At 58.9% G+C, this 15,288-nt stretch carries 15 protein-coding genes; 10 read left to right on the top strand and 5 right to left on the bottom strand.

Features of this window, described 5'->3' with window-relative positions; genetic code table 11:
- Window positions 1-14 precede the first annotated feature (14 nt).
- Window positions 15-866 (top strand): ChaN family lipoprotein, encoded by an 852-nt coding sequence (locus HU765_RS24695; protein WP_186623544.1) that lies wholly within the window; start codon window positions 15-17, stop codon window positions 864-866.
- 233 nt (window positions 867-1,099) lie between these two features.
- Here the strand turns inward: HU765_RS24695 and HU765_RS24690 are convergent, their stop codons facing one another.
- From HU765_RS24690 to HU765_RS24675, 4 genes are all read right to left on the bottom strand, one after another.
- A complete protein-coding gene (locus HU765_RS24690; protein WP_186623542.1) occupies window positions 1,100-1,894 on the bottom strand; it encodes a Crp/Fnr family transcriptional regulator in 795 nt (264 codons plus the stop codon).
- A 15-nt stretch (window positions 1,895-1,909) separates the two neighbouring features.
- On the bottom strand, window positions 1,910-2,182 hold the full coding sequence (locus HU765_RS24685; protein WP_064392505.1) for a TfoX/Sxy family protein: 273 nt from the start codon (window positions 2,180-2,182) through the stop codon (window positions 1,910-1,912).
- 284 nt (window positions 2,183-2,466) lie between these two features.
- Window positions 2,467-2,811: a pentapeptide repeat-containing protein gene (locus HU765_RS24680; protein ID WP_186546922.1), complete on the bottom strand. Its 345-nt coding sequence runs from the start codon at window positions 2,809-2,811 to the stop codon at window positions 2,467-2,469.
- A 91-nt stretch (window positions 2,812-2,902) separates the two neighbouring features.
- Complete coding sequence (locus tag HU765_RS24675) at window positions 2,903-4,459, bottom strand: AAA family ATPase (RefSeq protein WP_186623540.1); 1,557 nt, start codon at window positions 4,457-4,459, stop codon at window positions 2,903-2,905.
- Between the two features lie 117 nt (window positions 4,460-4,576).
- On the opposite strand from HU765_RS24675, the gene mrcB reads away from it, so the two are divergent.
- The 3 genes from mrcB to HU765_RS24660 are packed head-to-tail and all read left to right on the top strand — an operon-like array spanning window position 4,577 to window position 8,002.
- Window positions 4,577-6,901 carry a penicillin-binding protein 1B gene (gene mrcB, locus HU765_RS24670; protein ID WP_186546924.1) on the top strand — a complete coding sequence of 775 codons (2,325 nt, stop codon included), beginning with the start codon at window positions 4,577-4,579 and terminating at the stop codon, window positions 6,899-6,901.
- Between the two features lie 16 nt (window positions 6,902-6,917).
- Entirely contained in the window at window positions 6,918-7,667 is a 750-nt protein-coding gene (locus HU765_RS24665) for a hypothetical protein (RefSeq protein WP_186623538.1), read from the top strand.
- On the top strand, window positions 7,667-8,002 hold the full coding sequence (locus HU765_RS24660; protein WP_186623537.1) for a YqcC family protein: 336 nt from the start codon (window positions 7,667-7,669) through the stop codon (window positions 8,000-8,002). The genes HU765_RS24665 and HU765_RS24660 overlap by 1 nt, the downstream gene beginning before the upstream one ends.
- A gap of 114 nt (window positions 8,003-8,116) precedes the next feature.
- On the opposite strand, the gene HU765_RS24655 is transcribed toward HU765_RS24660, so the two are convergent.
- Window positions 8,117-8,533 (bottom strand): DUF4124 domain-containing protein, encoded by a 417-nt coding sequence (locus HU765_RS24655; RefSeq protein ID WP_186623535.1) that lies wholly within the window; start codon window positions 8,531-8,533, stop codon window positions 8,117-8,119.
- A gap of 398 nt (window positions 8,534-8,931) precedes the next feature.
- On the opposite strand from HU765_RS24655, the gene HU765_RS24650 reads away from it, so the two are divergent.
- The 6 genes from HU765_RS24650 (at window position 8,932) to msrQ (ending at window position 14,920) form a co-directional block, all read left to right on the top strand.
- Complete coding sequence (locus tag HU765_RS24650) at window positions 8,932-10,656, top strand: acetolactate synthase 3 large subunit (protein WP_186546928.1); 1,725 nt, start codon at window positions 8,932-8,934, stop codon at window positions 10,654-10,656.
- Between the two features lie 2 nt (window positions 10,657-10,658).
- Window positions 10,659-11,150 (top strand): acetolactate synthase small subunit, encoded by a 492-nt coding sequence (ilvN, locus tag HU765_RS24645; RefSeq protein WP_003176102.1) that lies wholly within the window; start codon window positions 10,659-10,661, stop codon window positions 11,148-11,150.
- A gap of 46 nt (window positions 11,151-11,196) precedes the next feature.
- Window positions 11,197-12,213, top strand: a complete 1,017-nt coding sequence (ilvC, locus tag HU765_RS24640; RefSeq protein ID WP_003228216.1) for a ketol-acid reductoisomerase — start codon at window positions 11,197-11,199, stop codon at window positions 12,211-12,213.
- A 149-nt stretch (window positions 12,214-12,362) separates the two neighbouring features.
- Window positions 12,363-13,220, top strand: a complete 858-nt coding sequence (pssA, locus tag HU765_RS24635; RefSeq protein WP_186546929.1) for a CDP-diacylglycerol--serine O-phosphatidyltransferase — start codon at window positions 12,363-12,365, stop codon at window positions 13,218-13,220.
- Between the two features lie 63 nt (window positions 13,221-13,283).
- Window positions 13,284-14,297, top strand: coding sequence for a protein-methionine-sulfoxide reductase catalytic subunit MsrP (gene msrP, locus HU765_RS24630; RefSeq protein ID WP_186623534.1), 1,014 nt, complete (start codon window positions 13,284-13,286; stop codon window positions 14,295-14,297).
- Entirely contained in the window at window positions 14,297-14,920 is a 624-nt protein-coding gene (gene msrQ, locus HU765_RS24625; protein WP_186623530.1) for a protein-methionine-sulfoxide reductase heme-binding subunit MsrQ, read from the top strand. The genes msrP and msrQ overlap by 1 nt, the downstream gene beginning before the upstream one ends.
- The last annotated feature ends 368 nt before the right edge of the window (window positions 14,921-15,288 follow it).

Below are 15,288 nucleotides of genomic sequence, written 5' to 3'. Positions count from 1 at the left end.
GTCGAGGAGATTGCATGCGCCGGATGTGGCTGTTGGCGGTGGTGTGGCTTACCGGGTGCCAGCATGTTGTTGCGCCGCCGCCCGTCGACGGCGAGATTCGCGATTTGCGCAGCGGCCAGGTGCTGACGGCGCAAGCGCTGATTCAGCGCCTGGCCAGCTCCGGGCGAGTGATTGTCGGCGAGCAGCATGACAGTGCCGAGCACCACGCGGTGCAGTTATGGCTCTTGCAGGCGTTGGGTGAGCGGCGCGCGCAAGGCAGCCTGTTGCTGGAAATGCTTACGCCCGATCAACAGCCCAGGATCGACAGGTTGCGCCAGTCCGCCGCGCTCCCTGCGGATCTTCCCGCTGCCTTGGCCTGGCAGGAAGGCTGGGACTGGACGCTTTACGGGCCGATTGTGCGGTTCGCGCTCGCACAACCGTATCCGCTGCTGGCGGCAAATCTTGATAACGCCGAGGTCCGTAGCGTCTATCGCAATCCACCCGCTTTGAGCGGCCCGCTCAGCAATGCTGAGGCGGTGAAGGCGACGTTGCTGGAGCAAGTCAGCGATTCCCACTGTGGTCTGCTGCCCGAGTCGCAAATGCCGGCGATGCTTGCTGTTCAGCAACAGCGCGACCGGCGCATGGCCGAACAGCTGATGGCGGCGCCGCATCCTTCGGTTCTGTTGGCCGGTGCATGGCACGCCCGTAAGGATGTCGGCGTGCCGCTGCACATGCTCGACCTGGGCGCCGCGCAGGCCCCGAGCGTGCTGATGCTGGCCGAGCGGGGCGCCGAAGTCACGCAGGCGATGGCCGATTACGTCTGGTACACCGCTGCCATGCCAGCGCAGGATTATTGTGCACAGATGCGTCGACAGTTGGCCCGATGATTTTTCCACAGGCAAAAAAAGACCCGGTAAAAACCGGGTCAAATAACCGTGATTAGCCTGATGAGGAGATAATCTGAGAGTCCGAACCAAGGGCTTTTCAGAATATCGACTGATCTCGCGACCAGTTGTGATAATCATAGCGATTCTCATTACCGAGTCAACAACTGATTCCGTATTTATTTGTTTCAGGTGTTGAAGTGGCTTGTCATGTACCGAAAACCAAGGGATCGGCATTACCGATCGAGCGGTGCCGTTTGCGTGAGTTGTCGGTTCAATTGGCCGATGCGTCGCGCCATGCTCTCGATCAGGCTGTGGGCGATCTTCGGGTTGGTGCGGGTCATGCTCAAAAAATGATCGCCGGGAATCAGCATGACGGTACTCGGCTCGCGAGCGACGACCGTGGCATTGCGTGGCTCGCCCGTGAACAGCGCCATGGCGCCGAAGATCTCGTCCTTAAGCACTTCACCGACCTTGTGCCCGTCCACAAACGCCTCGGCGTGCCCGTCGATGATCACAAATACATGATCGGCGGCGTCCCCCTGATGGATCAGGGTTTCCCCGGCTTCTACCCGTTTGAAACCGTGGGTACTGCGAAATTCTCGGGGCTTGAGGTCAGCGACGGCATTGGCCAGAAGTGCCATCTGTCCCAGCAGATATTGCAAAAACTGCTCGCAACGGCCGCTGTCGGCAAACAAGTGCAGGAACACCTCGCTGCGTCTGTAGGGCAGCAAGCGCAATGGTCCCTCTGCGCACAAGCGGCAGTCGGCCCACGGCTCACCTTGCTGGAGACCAATCAGATCGCCTTCCTGCCAATAAAACAGCACCCGCGTGCCGATACCGCCGTTGATCACGCCGTCCTCCAGCAGAAACAACTGGTCGGCGGGCAACTGCGCCATCAGGTCTTCTGTTGCCTGCAGTTCGAGCAATGGCCCGCACGGTGTCAGACCCAGCAGCCATTGCGCGGGCAGGTTCTGCAAACGATTGATCAAGGCATCGGCGTGCGCCGATTGTTCCCCCAGTACATACATGACGACAATGCCCGCTCAATTCTTGTGGCGTGAAGAGATGGCATCGAGCTGCTTGTTCAGGGCGTCCTTGCGTTCGGCGGGGATGTCGTTCCAGTGCACATCCATCAGCGCGCCTTCGATCGCATACAACAACACCTTCGATGCACGAAACCCACGGGTACGCACGGCCCGATAGGCGTCCACCGCGCCCAGGCGCCGCAAGTCCGAGGCGCTGTGGATGCCCACGGCATGTAGCCATTGCGCCGACGTCTTGCCAAGATTTTTCAGGTGTTGCAGTTCATCATTCATCAAGCCTCCTTGCGACGGCCGAATGGAGCGTGGGCGAGCTTCTCAGGAGTGTAGCCATCAGTAGGAAAAGCGTGGTTGTTTGGTCGGATTCGACGCAAATGCTTCTAAGAAAGGGAGGAAAGATCTGGCGAGCGCAGAAGGGCGTGGCGTAACACATATAACTGTAGGAGTGAGCCTGCTCGCGATGACGGACTGACAGACAGCACATTTGCTGAATGTTAAACCGCTATCGCGAGCAGGCTCACTCCTACATGGGGGGCAGTGTCAGGTGCTGAACATGAATCTCAGCGCGTGCGATACCGCAACCGCGTGCCGAAATTCATCGACATGAGAATCTCGTCCGCGCTCAGCTCCGGCGGGAAGTACGCACCGGAAATCTGTGCGTGGGCCAGGCTGGCGCCTTCGAGCGAAGCCTTGCGGAAATCGATGCCACGCAGATCGGCGGAGCGAAAGTAGGCGTCCCGGAAATCCACGCCATCGGCGTTCAGTTCACGCAGGTCGAGGCCACGGAAGTCGCCGCCGACCATGTCAATCGGGCCGTCCTGTGGACGTTCCTTGTTGAAACCGGCGATGTCATCTTTGTGCAGCAAGGCATACAGCGGGGTGTCGAGAAGTTTCGGCTGGCTCATGTCAGATCACCTGTTGGTTTTATGGCGCCAGTATAGTGCCACTATTTAGCGGCCGTGAAGCGAGCGAGGGCTTCACGGCCGAAATAGTTTCTTACAGACCTGGCAGGCGCTGACGGATCTGCGCGACCACGGTGTCCAGCGTGCCGGATTCATTGGTCTGCACGCGTTTGCTGCGGAGGATTTCTTCCGGCGTCAGCGCTTCGCGGTTGGCCTGCTGCGCCGCGATCACTGCCAGGGTGGCGTCGGACGGATCCTTTTGATCGGCCTGACGCAGCGCCAGCCAGCTCTCGATGACCGCTTGCGGGGCGTTGCAGTCGAGAATCAGGAATGGCGTGCCGGTGGCCTCGGCGATTTTTGCAGCGCTGTCACGTTGGTCTCGCTTGAGGTAGGTGGCGTCAATTGCTACCGGGAAACCGGCGTGCAGGATCACTTCGGCGATTTCATGCAGACGCGCGTAGGTCGCGGCGCTGGCCTCGGCGCTATAAATGCCGGCCTGCACGTCGTTGGCAACGGTCTGTTCACCGAACAGGCGCTTGCGCTCGACGTCGGAACGCAGACGAATCGCGCCCAGCGCTTCAACCAGCCGCATCGCCACGTGGCTCTTGCCGACCGCGGAGACGCCGTGGGTGATTGCCATGAAGCGCGAAGGAATGGTGCTGTAGCTTTCCGCGAGGTTGGCATAGTTGCGGTACTGGCGCAGGGTAGTGGCGCGCTGCACCGCCGTGGCGTCCGCCGGCATGCTGAACAAGGCCACCTTCGCGCGCACCAACGCGCGGTAGGCTTTATAGAAGTTCAACACTTCCAGGCCCTGGTAGTCGCCGGTCAGTTCCAGATACTGGCTGATGAAACGCCGGGCCAGCGATTTCAGTCCGCGGTCTTCCAGATCCATCGCCAGGAACGCAGTGTCGGCGTAGACGTCGGTGAAGCGGAAGGGTTCGTTGAATTCGATGCAGTCGAAAATCACCACCTTGTCATCGATCACGGTGGCGTTGCCCAAATGAATGTCGCCGTGGCATTCACGGGTGAAGCCGTCTGCCTTGCGCTGGGCGAGCAGCGGCTTGAGGCGCTCGAAGCTGCTTTCGGCCCAGGCTTGCAAGGCTTCAAGTTGCAGCAGGTCGTTCTTGTCGCTGAGGAACGGCAGGATCTGTTCGAAATTCTGCCGCACCGGCGCCATCACGCTGTCCGGGGTGCCGGCGTCGTGTTCGGCCGGGACTTTTGGTGCGTTGAGGTGGAAGTGCGCAATCTGCTCGGCCATCGCATCGATGTGCTGAGTGGTCAGCTCGCCGTTGGCCTGAAGGGTGCTGAGCAAACCGGTCTGCGGGAACTGGCGCATCTTCAGCACGTATTCGATGGCCGGGCCGTTGCCGCCCAATTGCGGCGCTTCGACGCTGCCGGTGACTGGCAACACCTCCAGATACAAATCATCGGTCAGACGCTGATTCAGACGCAGCTCTTCAGCGCAGAAATGTGCGCGGGCGTCCAGGCCGGTAAAGTCGAGGAAGCCGAAATTCACCGGTTTCTTCACTTTATAGGCAAAGGGCCCGGTGAGAATGACCCACGAAATATGGGTTTCGATGACCTGGAACCCTTCGACGGGATGCGGGTAGAGGGCCGGGTTTTGCAGGGCAGCGATCAGGGACTGGCTCACGGGCGATCCTTCAGAGACGGGGGAGATTCGAGGCGGCCATTATGGCTGCTTGCCCGCCTGACGCAAACCTCGGAGCGTGCCTGTTGAGGATCAATAAAGTGCGTATAATCCGCCGCCATGACTCGATCCCGATCCCCCCGTACCAAGAAAAAACCACCAGCCAAGGGCATGAACCCGTGGCTGAGCTGGGCCATTAAACTCAGTCTGGTCGGCCTTGTAGTGCTGGCCGGCTTCGCCGTCTACCTTGATGCCGTGGTGCAGGAGAAGTTCTCCGGCAAGCGCTGGACCATTCCGGCAAAGGTCTACGCGCGCCCGCTTGAGCTGTTCGTCGGACAGAAGCTCAGCAAGGACGATTTCCTCACCGAACTCGACGCCCTCGGCTATCGCCGCGAAGCCGTGAGCAACGGTCCCGGCGCCGCCGCCGTCAGCGGCAATACGGTCGACCTGAATACCCGTGGCTTCCAGTTCTACGAAGGCCTGGAAAAAGCCCAGCCGGTGCGGGTGCGTTTCTCCGGCGATTACGTGGCGGAGCTGTCGGCGACCAACGGCTCGAAATTGTCGGTGGTGCGTCTGGAGCCGCTGCTGATCGGTGGCATTTACCCGAAAAATCTTGAAGACCGCATCCTGATCAAGCTCGATCAGGTGCCGCCGTACCTGCTCGAAACCCTGGTCGCCGTCGAAGACCGCGACTTCTATAGCCATTGGGGTGTGTCGCCGAAGTCGATTGCCCGTGCGGTGTGGATCAACACCTCCGGCGGCAAGATGACCCAGGGTGGCAGTACGCTGACCCAGCAGTTGGTGAAAAACTTCTACCTGACCAGCGAACGCAGCCTGAGCCGCAAGCTCACCGAAGCAATGATGGCGATGTTGCTGGAGCTGCATTACGACAAGAAGGAAATTCTTGAGGCTTACCTCAATGAAGTCTTCGTGGGTCAGGACGGGCAGCGTGCGGTGCACGGTTTCGGTCTGGCCAGCCAGTTCTTCTTCGGCCAGCCCTTGTCCGAATTGAAGCTGCATCAAGTTGCGTTGCTGGTCGGCATGGTCAAAGGTCCGTCCTATTACAACCCGCGACGCAATCCGGAACGTGCCCTTGAACGGCGTAACCTGGTACTCGACGTGCTTGAGCAGCAAGGCGTGGCCACTGCGGAGCAAGTCGAAGCGGCGAAAAAAATGCCGCTGGGCGTGACGACCCGCGGCAAGCTCGCCGACAGCTCTTTCCCCGGCTTTATCGATCTGGTCAAACGTCAGTTGCGTGAAGACTATCGTGACGAAGACTTGACCGAAGAAGGCCTGCGCATCTTCACCAGTTTTGATCCGATTCTGCAGATGAAGGCCGAGGCCTCGGTCAACGACACCTTCAAGCGTCTGGCCGGGCGCAAGGGTTCCGATGACGTGGAAGCGGCAATGGTCGTGACCAATCCGGAAACCGGTGAAGTCCAGGCAATGATCGGCAGCCGTCAGGCCAGCTACGCCGGTTTCAACCGTGCGCTGGATGCCGTGCGGCCGATTGGCTCGTTGATCAAACCGGCGGTGTATCTGACCGCGCTGGAAAAACCGAGCCAGTACACGCTGACCAGTTGGCTGTCGGACGACCCACTGTCGGTCAAGGGCGCAAACGGTCAGGTGTGGAAGCCGCAGAACTACGATCGTCGCTCCCATGGCACGGTGTTCCTCTACCAGGGCCTGGCGCATTCCTACAACCTGTCGACCTCGCGCCTGGGCCTGGAAGTCGGCGTGCCGAATGTGCTCAAGACCCTCGCTCGCCTGGGCGTGACGCGTGAGTTTCCGGCGTTCCCGTCGATGCTGCTGGGTGCGGGCGGCATGACCCCGATCGAAGTGGCGACGATGTACCAGACCCTGGCCAATGGCGGTTTCAACACGCCGATGCGCGGGATTCGCAGCGTACTGACCGCCGATGGCGAGCCGCTCAAGCGTTATCCGTTCCAGATCGAACAGCGTTTCGATCCGGCCTCCATTTACCTGATCCAGAACGCCATGCAGCGGGTGATGCGTGAAGGTACCGGCAGTTCGGTTTATAACGTGCTGCCCAAGACCCTGACGCTGGCGGGCAAGACCGGTACCAGTAACGACTCGCGCGACAGTTGGTTCGCCGGCTTCAGTCAGGATCTGCTGGCGGTGGTCTGGCTCGGGCGCGATGACAACGGCAAGACGCCGTTCACCGGGGCGACCGGTGCGTTGCAAGTCTGGAGCAGTTTCATGCGCAAGGCCGATCCGCTGCCGCTGGACATGCCGCAGCCGGACAACGTCGTCCAGGCCTGGGTCGATTCACGTACCGGTCAAGGCTCTGACGCCAACTGCCCGGGCGCCGTACAGATGCCGTATATTCGCGGCAGCGAACCGCCACCCGGCGCCGCGTGTGCGAGCGAAACGCCCGCTTCCGGCGAGTCGGTGATGGATTGGGTCAAGGGCTGGATGAATTAAGCAAAGAGGGCTTCAAGTGAACAAGTGGTTGATTCCAGCGGTGACCGCCGTGGCTTTGCTCAGCGGCTGCTCTACCGTACAGCGTGGTTCGATTCCGGTGGTCGACTCCGGTACCGCCGTGTCCAACAGCGAACGCATTTCGGCCAACGGCGGTTTCCGTCAAACGACGGTGAAGCGTCCGGTACAGGGCCAGACTCAGGCAATTCCTCAGGGCGATACCGGTGTCGTGGTCATGGTGCCCGGCGGTGGCGCGACCACTTCGGCGCCGATCAGCACTTCGCCGATCGTGCCCGGCCCGGCATCTGGCGGCATCACGCCTGGTCCGTATACCCCCTCGGCGGTGGACTCGGCGCCAGTCAATTCTGGCAGCTACAGCATGCCGTCGTCCCCTAGTGGCATCCCTTCGGCCAGCAGTGGCGGTGGCCTGTCAGCGGATGAACAGCTGGACGGCCCGGTGCTCGCCCTGTTGACCACCGCGCAACAGCAGCAGGCCGGTGGCGACCTCAACGGTGCGTCGTCCAGTCTGGAACGTGCCCAGCGTGTCGCCCCGCGCGAGCCGCAAGTGCTTTATCGCTTGGCGCAAGTACGTATGGCCCAGGGCGATGCGCCGCAGGCCGAGCAATTCGCCCGTCGTGCACTGACCATGGCCAACGGCCGCCCAGATCTGCAAGCCAGCCTGTGGGACATCATCGCTCAGGCCCGTGAGAAGCAAGGCGATTCCGCCGGCGCCGCACTGGCCCGTCAGAAGGCCAAGGTTTCGCTGTGATGGATGCGCGTTTCCCGAAAATCGCCGATCAGCTGTTGCTGATCGAGCGTGAACTACGTACCCAGGGCTGGTGGGATGAGATCCCGCCGTCGGCTGAAGCACTCAGCAGTGTCGAGCCGTTTTCGGTCGACACGCTGGACTTCGAGCAATGGCTGCAATGGATCTTCCTGCCACGCATGAAGATGATCCTCGAACAGGATCTGCCGTTGCCGAACGCCTCGGGGATTCAGGAAATGGCTGAAATGGTATTTGCCCAGCGCAAACTTGGCGGCAAGGATCGTCAGTTGCAGGTGCTGCTTAAAGAGTTTGACCTGCTGATCACTGCTTCACGCTGAACGCGACCGTAGGAGCTGACGAGTGCAACGAGGCTGCGATTTTTTGATCTTGCTCTTCAAACAAGTCAAAAGATCGCAGCCTTCGGCAGCTCCTACACAGCTCCTTCGCAGCGATTACGAGCAATTCTCGGCAATCTGCTTCTTCGCTTCGACAATGCGCTCCTGACGTTGCGCGTCGTCAATGCGCCGCAAATCACCCTCGACCTCTTCACGCAATCGCGGATTGTTCTGCAGTTGCGCCAGATTCGTGCGTGCCTGTTCGCAAAATGCCTTGAGCTGCGCCTGCTGTTCGGCGACCTGTTTCTTGACCTTGTCATCGATGGTTTTCTGATCACCGATTACGCCGCCGCCCGGCATCGGTGCTGGTTTCGGCGCGGGCGAGGAGGGCGTTTGCACGGTGGTGGACGGTTGCCCCTGAGGCGGCTGCGCATCGAAATGCGTGACACCCTGAGCGTCGACCCATTTGTAGATTTGAGCGGCCGAGCACCAGGGGCTGAGGCCGACTAACAGAGTCAGGAGGAGCGTTCGCATGCTGATTCCTTGCTGAAAATGCGCAATTGACGCTAACAGAGTAGCGCTTTTCAGGTTTTTTCTTGCGTTCTCATGTGCTTACCCACAATTAACCACACAGACGACTTGACTTGCAGAGGGCGAAACAGAAGAATCCAAAGTCCGCTGTAGAGGGACTGCCAGAAGCAGACCCACTCGGTAGATCATGAGGCGCACATCCGCGCCGACCTGTTACACCCGCAACGCGTTACCTCGCGCTGGGTGGGAAAGGCCCGCAACACTTGGGACGATCCCAATACTTGCTCAGTCAGTGCTGACGTAGTCGGCGACCACCGTCGCTCATGCTCTGCCGAGAAGTAAACCTATTAAGACCCGCCCCTTTTTGTGGACGGTATTCTGGCGTTTTAGAGGTGAACAACGTGGAGCTTTTATCTGGCGGTGAGATGCTCGTCCGCTTTTTGCGTGACGAAGGCGTCAAATACATCTACGGGTACCCGGGTGGTGCTCTCCTGCATGTTTACGATGCCCTGTTCAAAGAACCGGAAGTGACTCACATCCTGGTTCGTCACGAACAAGCGGCAACCCATATGGCTGACGGCTACGCCCGTGCCACCGGTAAAGCCGGCGTGGTATTGGTGACTTCCGGTCCTGGCGCCACAAACGCCATTACCGGTATCGCCACCGCCTATATGGACTCGATTCCAATGGTGATCATTTCCGGTCAGGTGCCCAGCACCATGGTCGGCACCGACGCGTTCCAGGAAACCGACATGATCGGTATCTCCCGGCCGATCGTGAAGCACAGCTTCATGATCAAGCACGCTTCGGAAATCCCGGAAGTCATGAAGAAGGCATTCTACCTGGCGCAATCCGGTCGTCCGGGCCCGGTCGTGGTCGATATCCCGAAAGACATGACCAACCCGGCCGAGAAGTTCGAATACATCTTCCCGAAAAAAGCCAAGCTGCGTTCCTACAGCCCGGCCGTTCGCGGTCACTCCGGGCAAATCCGCAAGGCGGCCGAAATGCTGCTGGCGGCCAAGCGCCCGGTGCTCTACTCGGGTGGCGGCGTGATCCTCGGCAACGGTTCCGCACCGCTGACCGAACTGGCCAAAATGCTCAATCTGCCGGTGACCAACACCTTGATGGGCCTGGGCGGTTTCCCTGGCACTGACCGTCAGTTCATCGGCATGCTCGGCATGCACGGCAGCTACACCGCCAACCTGGCGATGCACCATGCCGATGTGATCCTGGCCGTCGGCGCGCGCTTCGACGATCGCGTGATCAACGGCCCGGCGAAATTCTGCCCGAACGCCAAGATCATCCACATCGATATCGACCCGGCGTCAATCTCCAAGACCATCAAGGCCGACGTGCCAATCGTCGGTCCGGTCGAGAGCGTCCTGACCGAAATGGTCGCAATCCTCAAGGAAATCGGCGAGACCCCGAACAAGGAGTCCGTGGCCAGCTGGTGGAAGCAGGTTGATGAATGGCGTGGCGATCGTGGCCTGTTCCCTTATGAAAAGGGCGACGGCAGCAAGATCAAGCCGCAGACCGTGATCGAAACCCTCTGCGAAGTGACCAAGGGCGACGCCTTTGTGACCTCCGACGTCGGTCAGCACCAGATGTTCGCGGCGCAGTACTACACGTTCAACAAGCCTAATCGCTGGATCAACTCCGGTGGTCTGGGCACGATGGGCTTTGGTCTGCCAGCCGCAATGGGCATCAAGCTGAGCTTCCCCGACGACGACGTTGCCTGCGTCACCGGTGAAGGCAGTATCCAGATGAACATCCAGGAGCTGTCGACCTGCCTGCAGTATGGCTTGCCGGTGAAAATCGTCATCCTCAACAACGGTGTGCTGGGCATGGTTCGCCAGTGGCAGGACATGAGCTACGGCAGCCGTCACTCGCACTCCTACATGGAATCGCTGCCTGACTTCATCAAGCTGGCTGAAGCTTACGGCCATGTTGGCGTACGCATCACCGAATCGAAAGATTTGAAGGCGAAGATGGCTGAAGCGTTCGCCATGAAGGATCGTCTGGTGATCATCGATGTTTCGGTCGACACCAGCGAGCACGTCTACCCGATGCAGATCAAAGACGGCTCCATGCGCGATATGTGGCTGAGCAAGACGGAGCGTACCTAATCATGCGGCACATTATTTCCTTGCTTCTGGAAAACGAACCCGGCGCTCTGTCTCGCGTGGTCGGCCTGTTCTCGCAGCGCAACTACAACATCGAAAGCCTGACCGTGGCCCCGACCGAAGACCCGACCCTGTCGCGTCTGACGCTGACCACCGTGGGTCACGATGAGGTCATCGAGCAGATCACCAAAAACCTGAACAAGCTGATCGAAGTGGTCAAGCTGGTGGACCTGTCGGAAAGCGCTCACATCGAACGCGAACTGATGCTGGTCAAGGTCAAGGCCACTGGCGCCCAGCGCGCCGAGATCAAACGCACCACCGATATCTACCGTGGACAGATCGTCGATGTCAGCGCCAGCGTGTATACCGTTCAATTGACCGGTACCAGCGACAAGCTCGACAGCTTCATTCAGTCCATCGGCACCGCTTCGATTCTGGAAACCGTCCGTAGCGGCGTGACCGGCATTGCCCGCGGCGACAAAGTACTCAGCATCTAAACCAAATTAGCGCATGGCCTGAACGGCCGGATATAAGGGGAAATTCATGAAAGTTTTCTACGATAAAGACTGCGACCTGTCGATCATCCAGGGCAAGAAAGTTGCCATCATCGGTTACGGCTCCCAGGGTCACGCTCAAGCGTGCAACCTGAAAGACTCCGGTGTCGACGTTACCGTCGGTCTGCGTAAAGGTTCGGCCACCGTTGCCAAAGCCGAAGCTCACGGCTTGAAAGTGACCGACGTTGCTTCCGCTGTGGCGGCTGCCGACCTGGTCATGATTCTGACCCCGGACGAATTCCAGTCCTCGCTGTACAAGAACGAAATCGAGCCGAACATCAAGAAAGGCGCCACCCTGGCCTTCTCCCACGGCTTCGCGATCCACTACAACCAGGTTGTTCCGCGTGCCGACCTCGACGTGATCATGATCGCGCCGAAAGCCCCGGGCCACACCGTGCGTTCCGAATTCGTCAAGGGCGGCGGTATCCCTGACCTGATCGCGATCTACCAGGACGCCTCGGGCAACGCGAAAAACGTTGCACTGTCCTACGCCGCTGGCGTTGGTGGCGGCCGTACCGGCATCATCGAAACCACTTTCAAGGACGAGACTGAAACCGACCTGTTCGGCGAACAAGCCGTTCTGTGCGGCGGCACCGTTGAGCTGGTCAAGGCCGGCTTCGAAACCCTGGTTGAAGCTGGCTACGCGCCGGAAATGGCCTACTTCGAATGCCTGCACGAACTGAAGCTGATCGTTGACCTCATGTACGAAGGCGGTATCGCCAACATGAACTACTCGATCTCCAACAACGCCGAGTACGGCGAGTACGTGACCGGTCCGGAAGTCATCAACGCCGAGTCCCGTCAGGCCATGCGCAACGCCCTGAAACGTATTCAGGACGGCGAATACGCCAAAATGTTCATCAGCGAAGGCGCAACCGGCTACCCTTCGATGACCGCCAAGCGTCGTAACAACGCCGCTCACGGTATCGAAATCATCGGCGAGCAACTGCGCTCCATGATGCCGTGGATCGGTGCCAACAAGATCGTCGACAAAGCCAAAAACTGAGTCGTCGTCCCCTTGTATGAAAAAACGCGGCCCTGGCCGCGTTTTTTCGTTTGAGACGGCGGTTCTGGTATAAAGCTGCATCGTTTGTGGCCGAACTGTCGTCCTCAAGCTTCTGTCGAATTTTTCCACACCGTTGCAAGGTAATGTCCATGAGCGAACGTCCCGAAGAGCCGAACAAGGCTTCCGACGCCGAAAGCCTCCTGCCCATCGATGAACACATCGAAGAAGGGCACGACGCCGAAGGTCGTAAAGTCCGGCATCGTGGTATCTATCTGCTGCCGAACCTGTTCACCACCGCCAACCTGTTCGCAGGGTTCTATTCCATCATCAACTCGATGAGCGCCCAGGCGGCCTTGAGCGCCGGCGACTCGGCGAATGCGAGCAAGTACTTCGCGTTCGCCGCGATCGCGATTTTCGTTGCCATGGTGCTCGACGGCCTCGACGGTCGGGTTGCACGCATGACCAACACGCAGAGCGCGTTCGGCGCCGAATATGACTCCCTGTCAGACATGGTTGCTTTCGGCGTCGCGCCTGCGTTGCTGGCTTTCGGCTGGGCATTGGGTGACATGGGCAAGGTCGGCTGGATGGTCGCCTTCATCTATGTAGCTGGCGCGGCGTTGCGTCTGGCGCGTTTCAACACTCAAGTGGGTACCGCAGACAAGCGCTACTTCATCGGGCTGGCCAGTCCGGCAGCTGCGGGTGTGGTGGCAGGTATCGTCTGGGCATTCAGCGATTACGGCATTCAGGGTTCGAAGATGTCGTTCCTGGTTGCGTTGATGGTGGCGGCGGCCGGCATGTTGATGGTCAGCAACATCAAGTACAACAGCTTCAAGGAGCTGGACTTGAAAGGGCGTGTGCCGTTCGTGGCGATCCTCGCCGTGGTGCTGGTGTTCGCGGTCGTGTTCAGCGATCCGCCGCGCATTCTGCTGCTGGTGTTCCTCGCCTACGCTGCTTCCGGCCCGGTGCAATACCTGTTGCGCCTTCGTCGTCACAAAAACGCCGAGTGATGTAATTTCCCGCATACTCCGCAGTCTATGGGTGCACCTGTCCTCCAAAGCTGCGGAGTTGTCATGTTGATCAAGATCCCCAAAGCATCTGACTGCCATGAGTCGGATGTCACGCCCGAATCCATCTATCTTTCCCGTCGCCAACTGCTCGGTGCTACCGCCGCCGGTATTGCTGTCAGCAGCCTGCCGCGTTGGGCCAGTGCTGCGGATCCTTCTCGTTACTCCGATGTTGAACCGGGCAAAGCGCCGGCCTGGTTCGCCGAAAAGCTTCCTTCTACCCAGTGGGGCGCGGTCAGCGTCAAGGATGAGGCGATCACGCCTTATAAGGACGCTACTCACTACAACAACTTTTATGAGTTCGGTACTGACAAGGGCGACCCGGCGGCGAACGCCGGATCGCTGAAAACCGAACCGTGGAGCGTGGTGATAGACGGAGAGGTGGGTAAGCCGGGACGCTATGCGCTTGAAGATTTCATGAAACCTTATCAACTGGAGGAACGTATCTATCGCCTGCGCTGTGTCGAGGCGTGGTCGATGGTCATTCCCTGGATCGGTTTCCCCATCTCGGCGTTGCTCAAGCAAGTCGAGCCGACCTCAAAGGCCAAATACATCCGCTTCGAAACCTTGCAGGATCCCAAGAGCATGCCCGGGCAGCGCTCCGGGTTCGCCTTGATTGACTGGCCCTATGTCGAAGGCTTGCGTCTGGACGAGGCAATGAACCCGCTGGCAATCCTCGCTGTGGGTATGTATGGCCGAGAACTGCCGAATCAGAACGGCGCACCGCTGCGGTTGGTGGTGCCGTGGAAATATGGCTTTAAAAGCGTGAAGTCTATCGTGCGGATCAGCTTGGTCAGTGAGCAGCCGAAGACAACCTGGCAAAGCATCGCCGCGGATGAGTACGGCTTCTTTGCCAATGTGAATCCGACGGTTGACCATCCGCGCTGGACCCAGGCGCGGGAGCGGCGATTGCCGAACAGTTTGTTCAAACCGAATGTGCGTGACACGCAAATGTTCAACGGCTACTCGGAAGAAGTCGCTTCTTTATATGCAGGGCTCGATCTGCGGAAGAACTACTGATGCGTTATCCGTTCTGGCGTGTGGGCGTTTTCATTGCGGCGGCGATCTGGCCGTTGCTGTGGTTCTATCAGGCTTTTGCGGATTTGCTCGGGCCTGATCCGGGTAAGGTGCTGGTAGATCGGTTGGGGCTGGGGACGCTGGTATTGTTGTTGATCACGCTGAGCATGACCCCTTCGCAGAAGCTGACCGGGTGGGCGGGGTGGATTGCCGTTCGCCGGCAGCTGGGGCTTTGGTGTTTTGCGTATGTGGCTTTGCACCTGTTCAGCTATATGGCGTTTATCCTCGGGTTCGATTGGTCGCAGTTGGGGGTTGAGCTGCGCAAGCGTCCGTACATTATTGTTGGAGCGTTGGCTTTTCTGGGATTGTTGGCACTGGCGGTGACTTCCAATCGCTACAGTCAGCGGCGATTGGGGATTCGCTGGAAAAAACTGCACCGGTTGGCCTATGTGATTCTGGGCTTGGGGTTGCTGCACATGCTGTGGATTGTGCGTGCCGATCTCAAGGAGTGGGCGATCTATGCCTTTATAGGTGGTGTGCTTCTCTTATTGCGGGTGCCTCCCGTTACACGTCGAATCCCGCGTTTATTGGCTAAAAAGCAAAACTTTCAAGAAAAGCGAAATTAACGGTTGACGGCAGATTCTGGAAGTCTATAATTCGCCCCACTTCCGGCGCAGTCGAAACGGAAAACTCCTTGAGATTCAAAGAGTTACGCAGTTTTCGACAACGGCTTGCTTCAGATCATCGAAGCCTGGAAGGAGTTGGAGTCGCAGTGATGTATGGCGCTTTCAACGGTTCGATCTTCTCGGTCGAAAGCGGTGTAAAAGAGGTGTTGACAACAGCGAGTAACGCTGTAGAATTCGCCTCCCGCTAACGAGAGATCGGAAGCGCAAGTGGTTGAAGTTGTTGAAGAATTCTTCGAAAACTTCTGAAAATAATCACTTGACAGCAAATGAGGCTGCTGTAGAATGCGCGCCTCGGTTGAGACGAAAGA

Source organism: Pseudomonas sp. SWRI81, assembly GCF_014268545.1.
GTDB lineage: Bacteria > Pseudomonadota > Gammaproteobacteria > Pseudomonadales > Pseudomonadaceae > Aquipseudomonas > Aquipseudomonas hamedanensis.
This window is presented reverse-complemented; position numbering and strand designations above follow the sequence as displayed.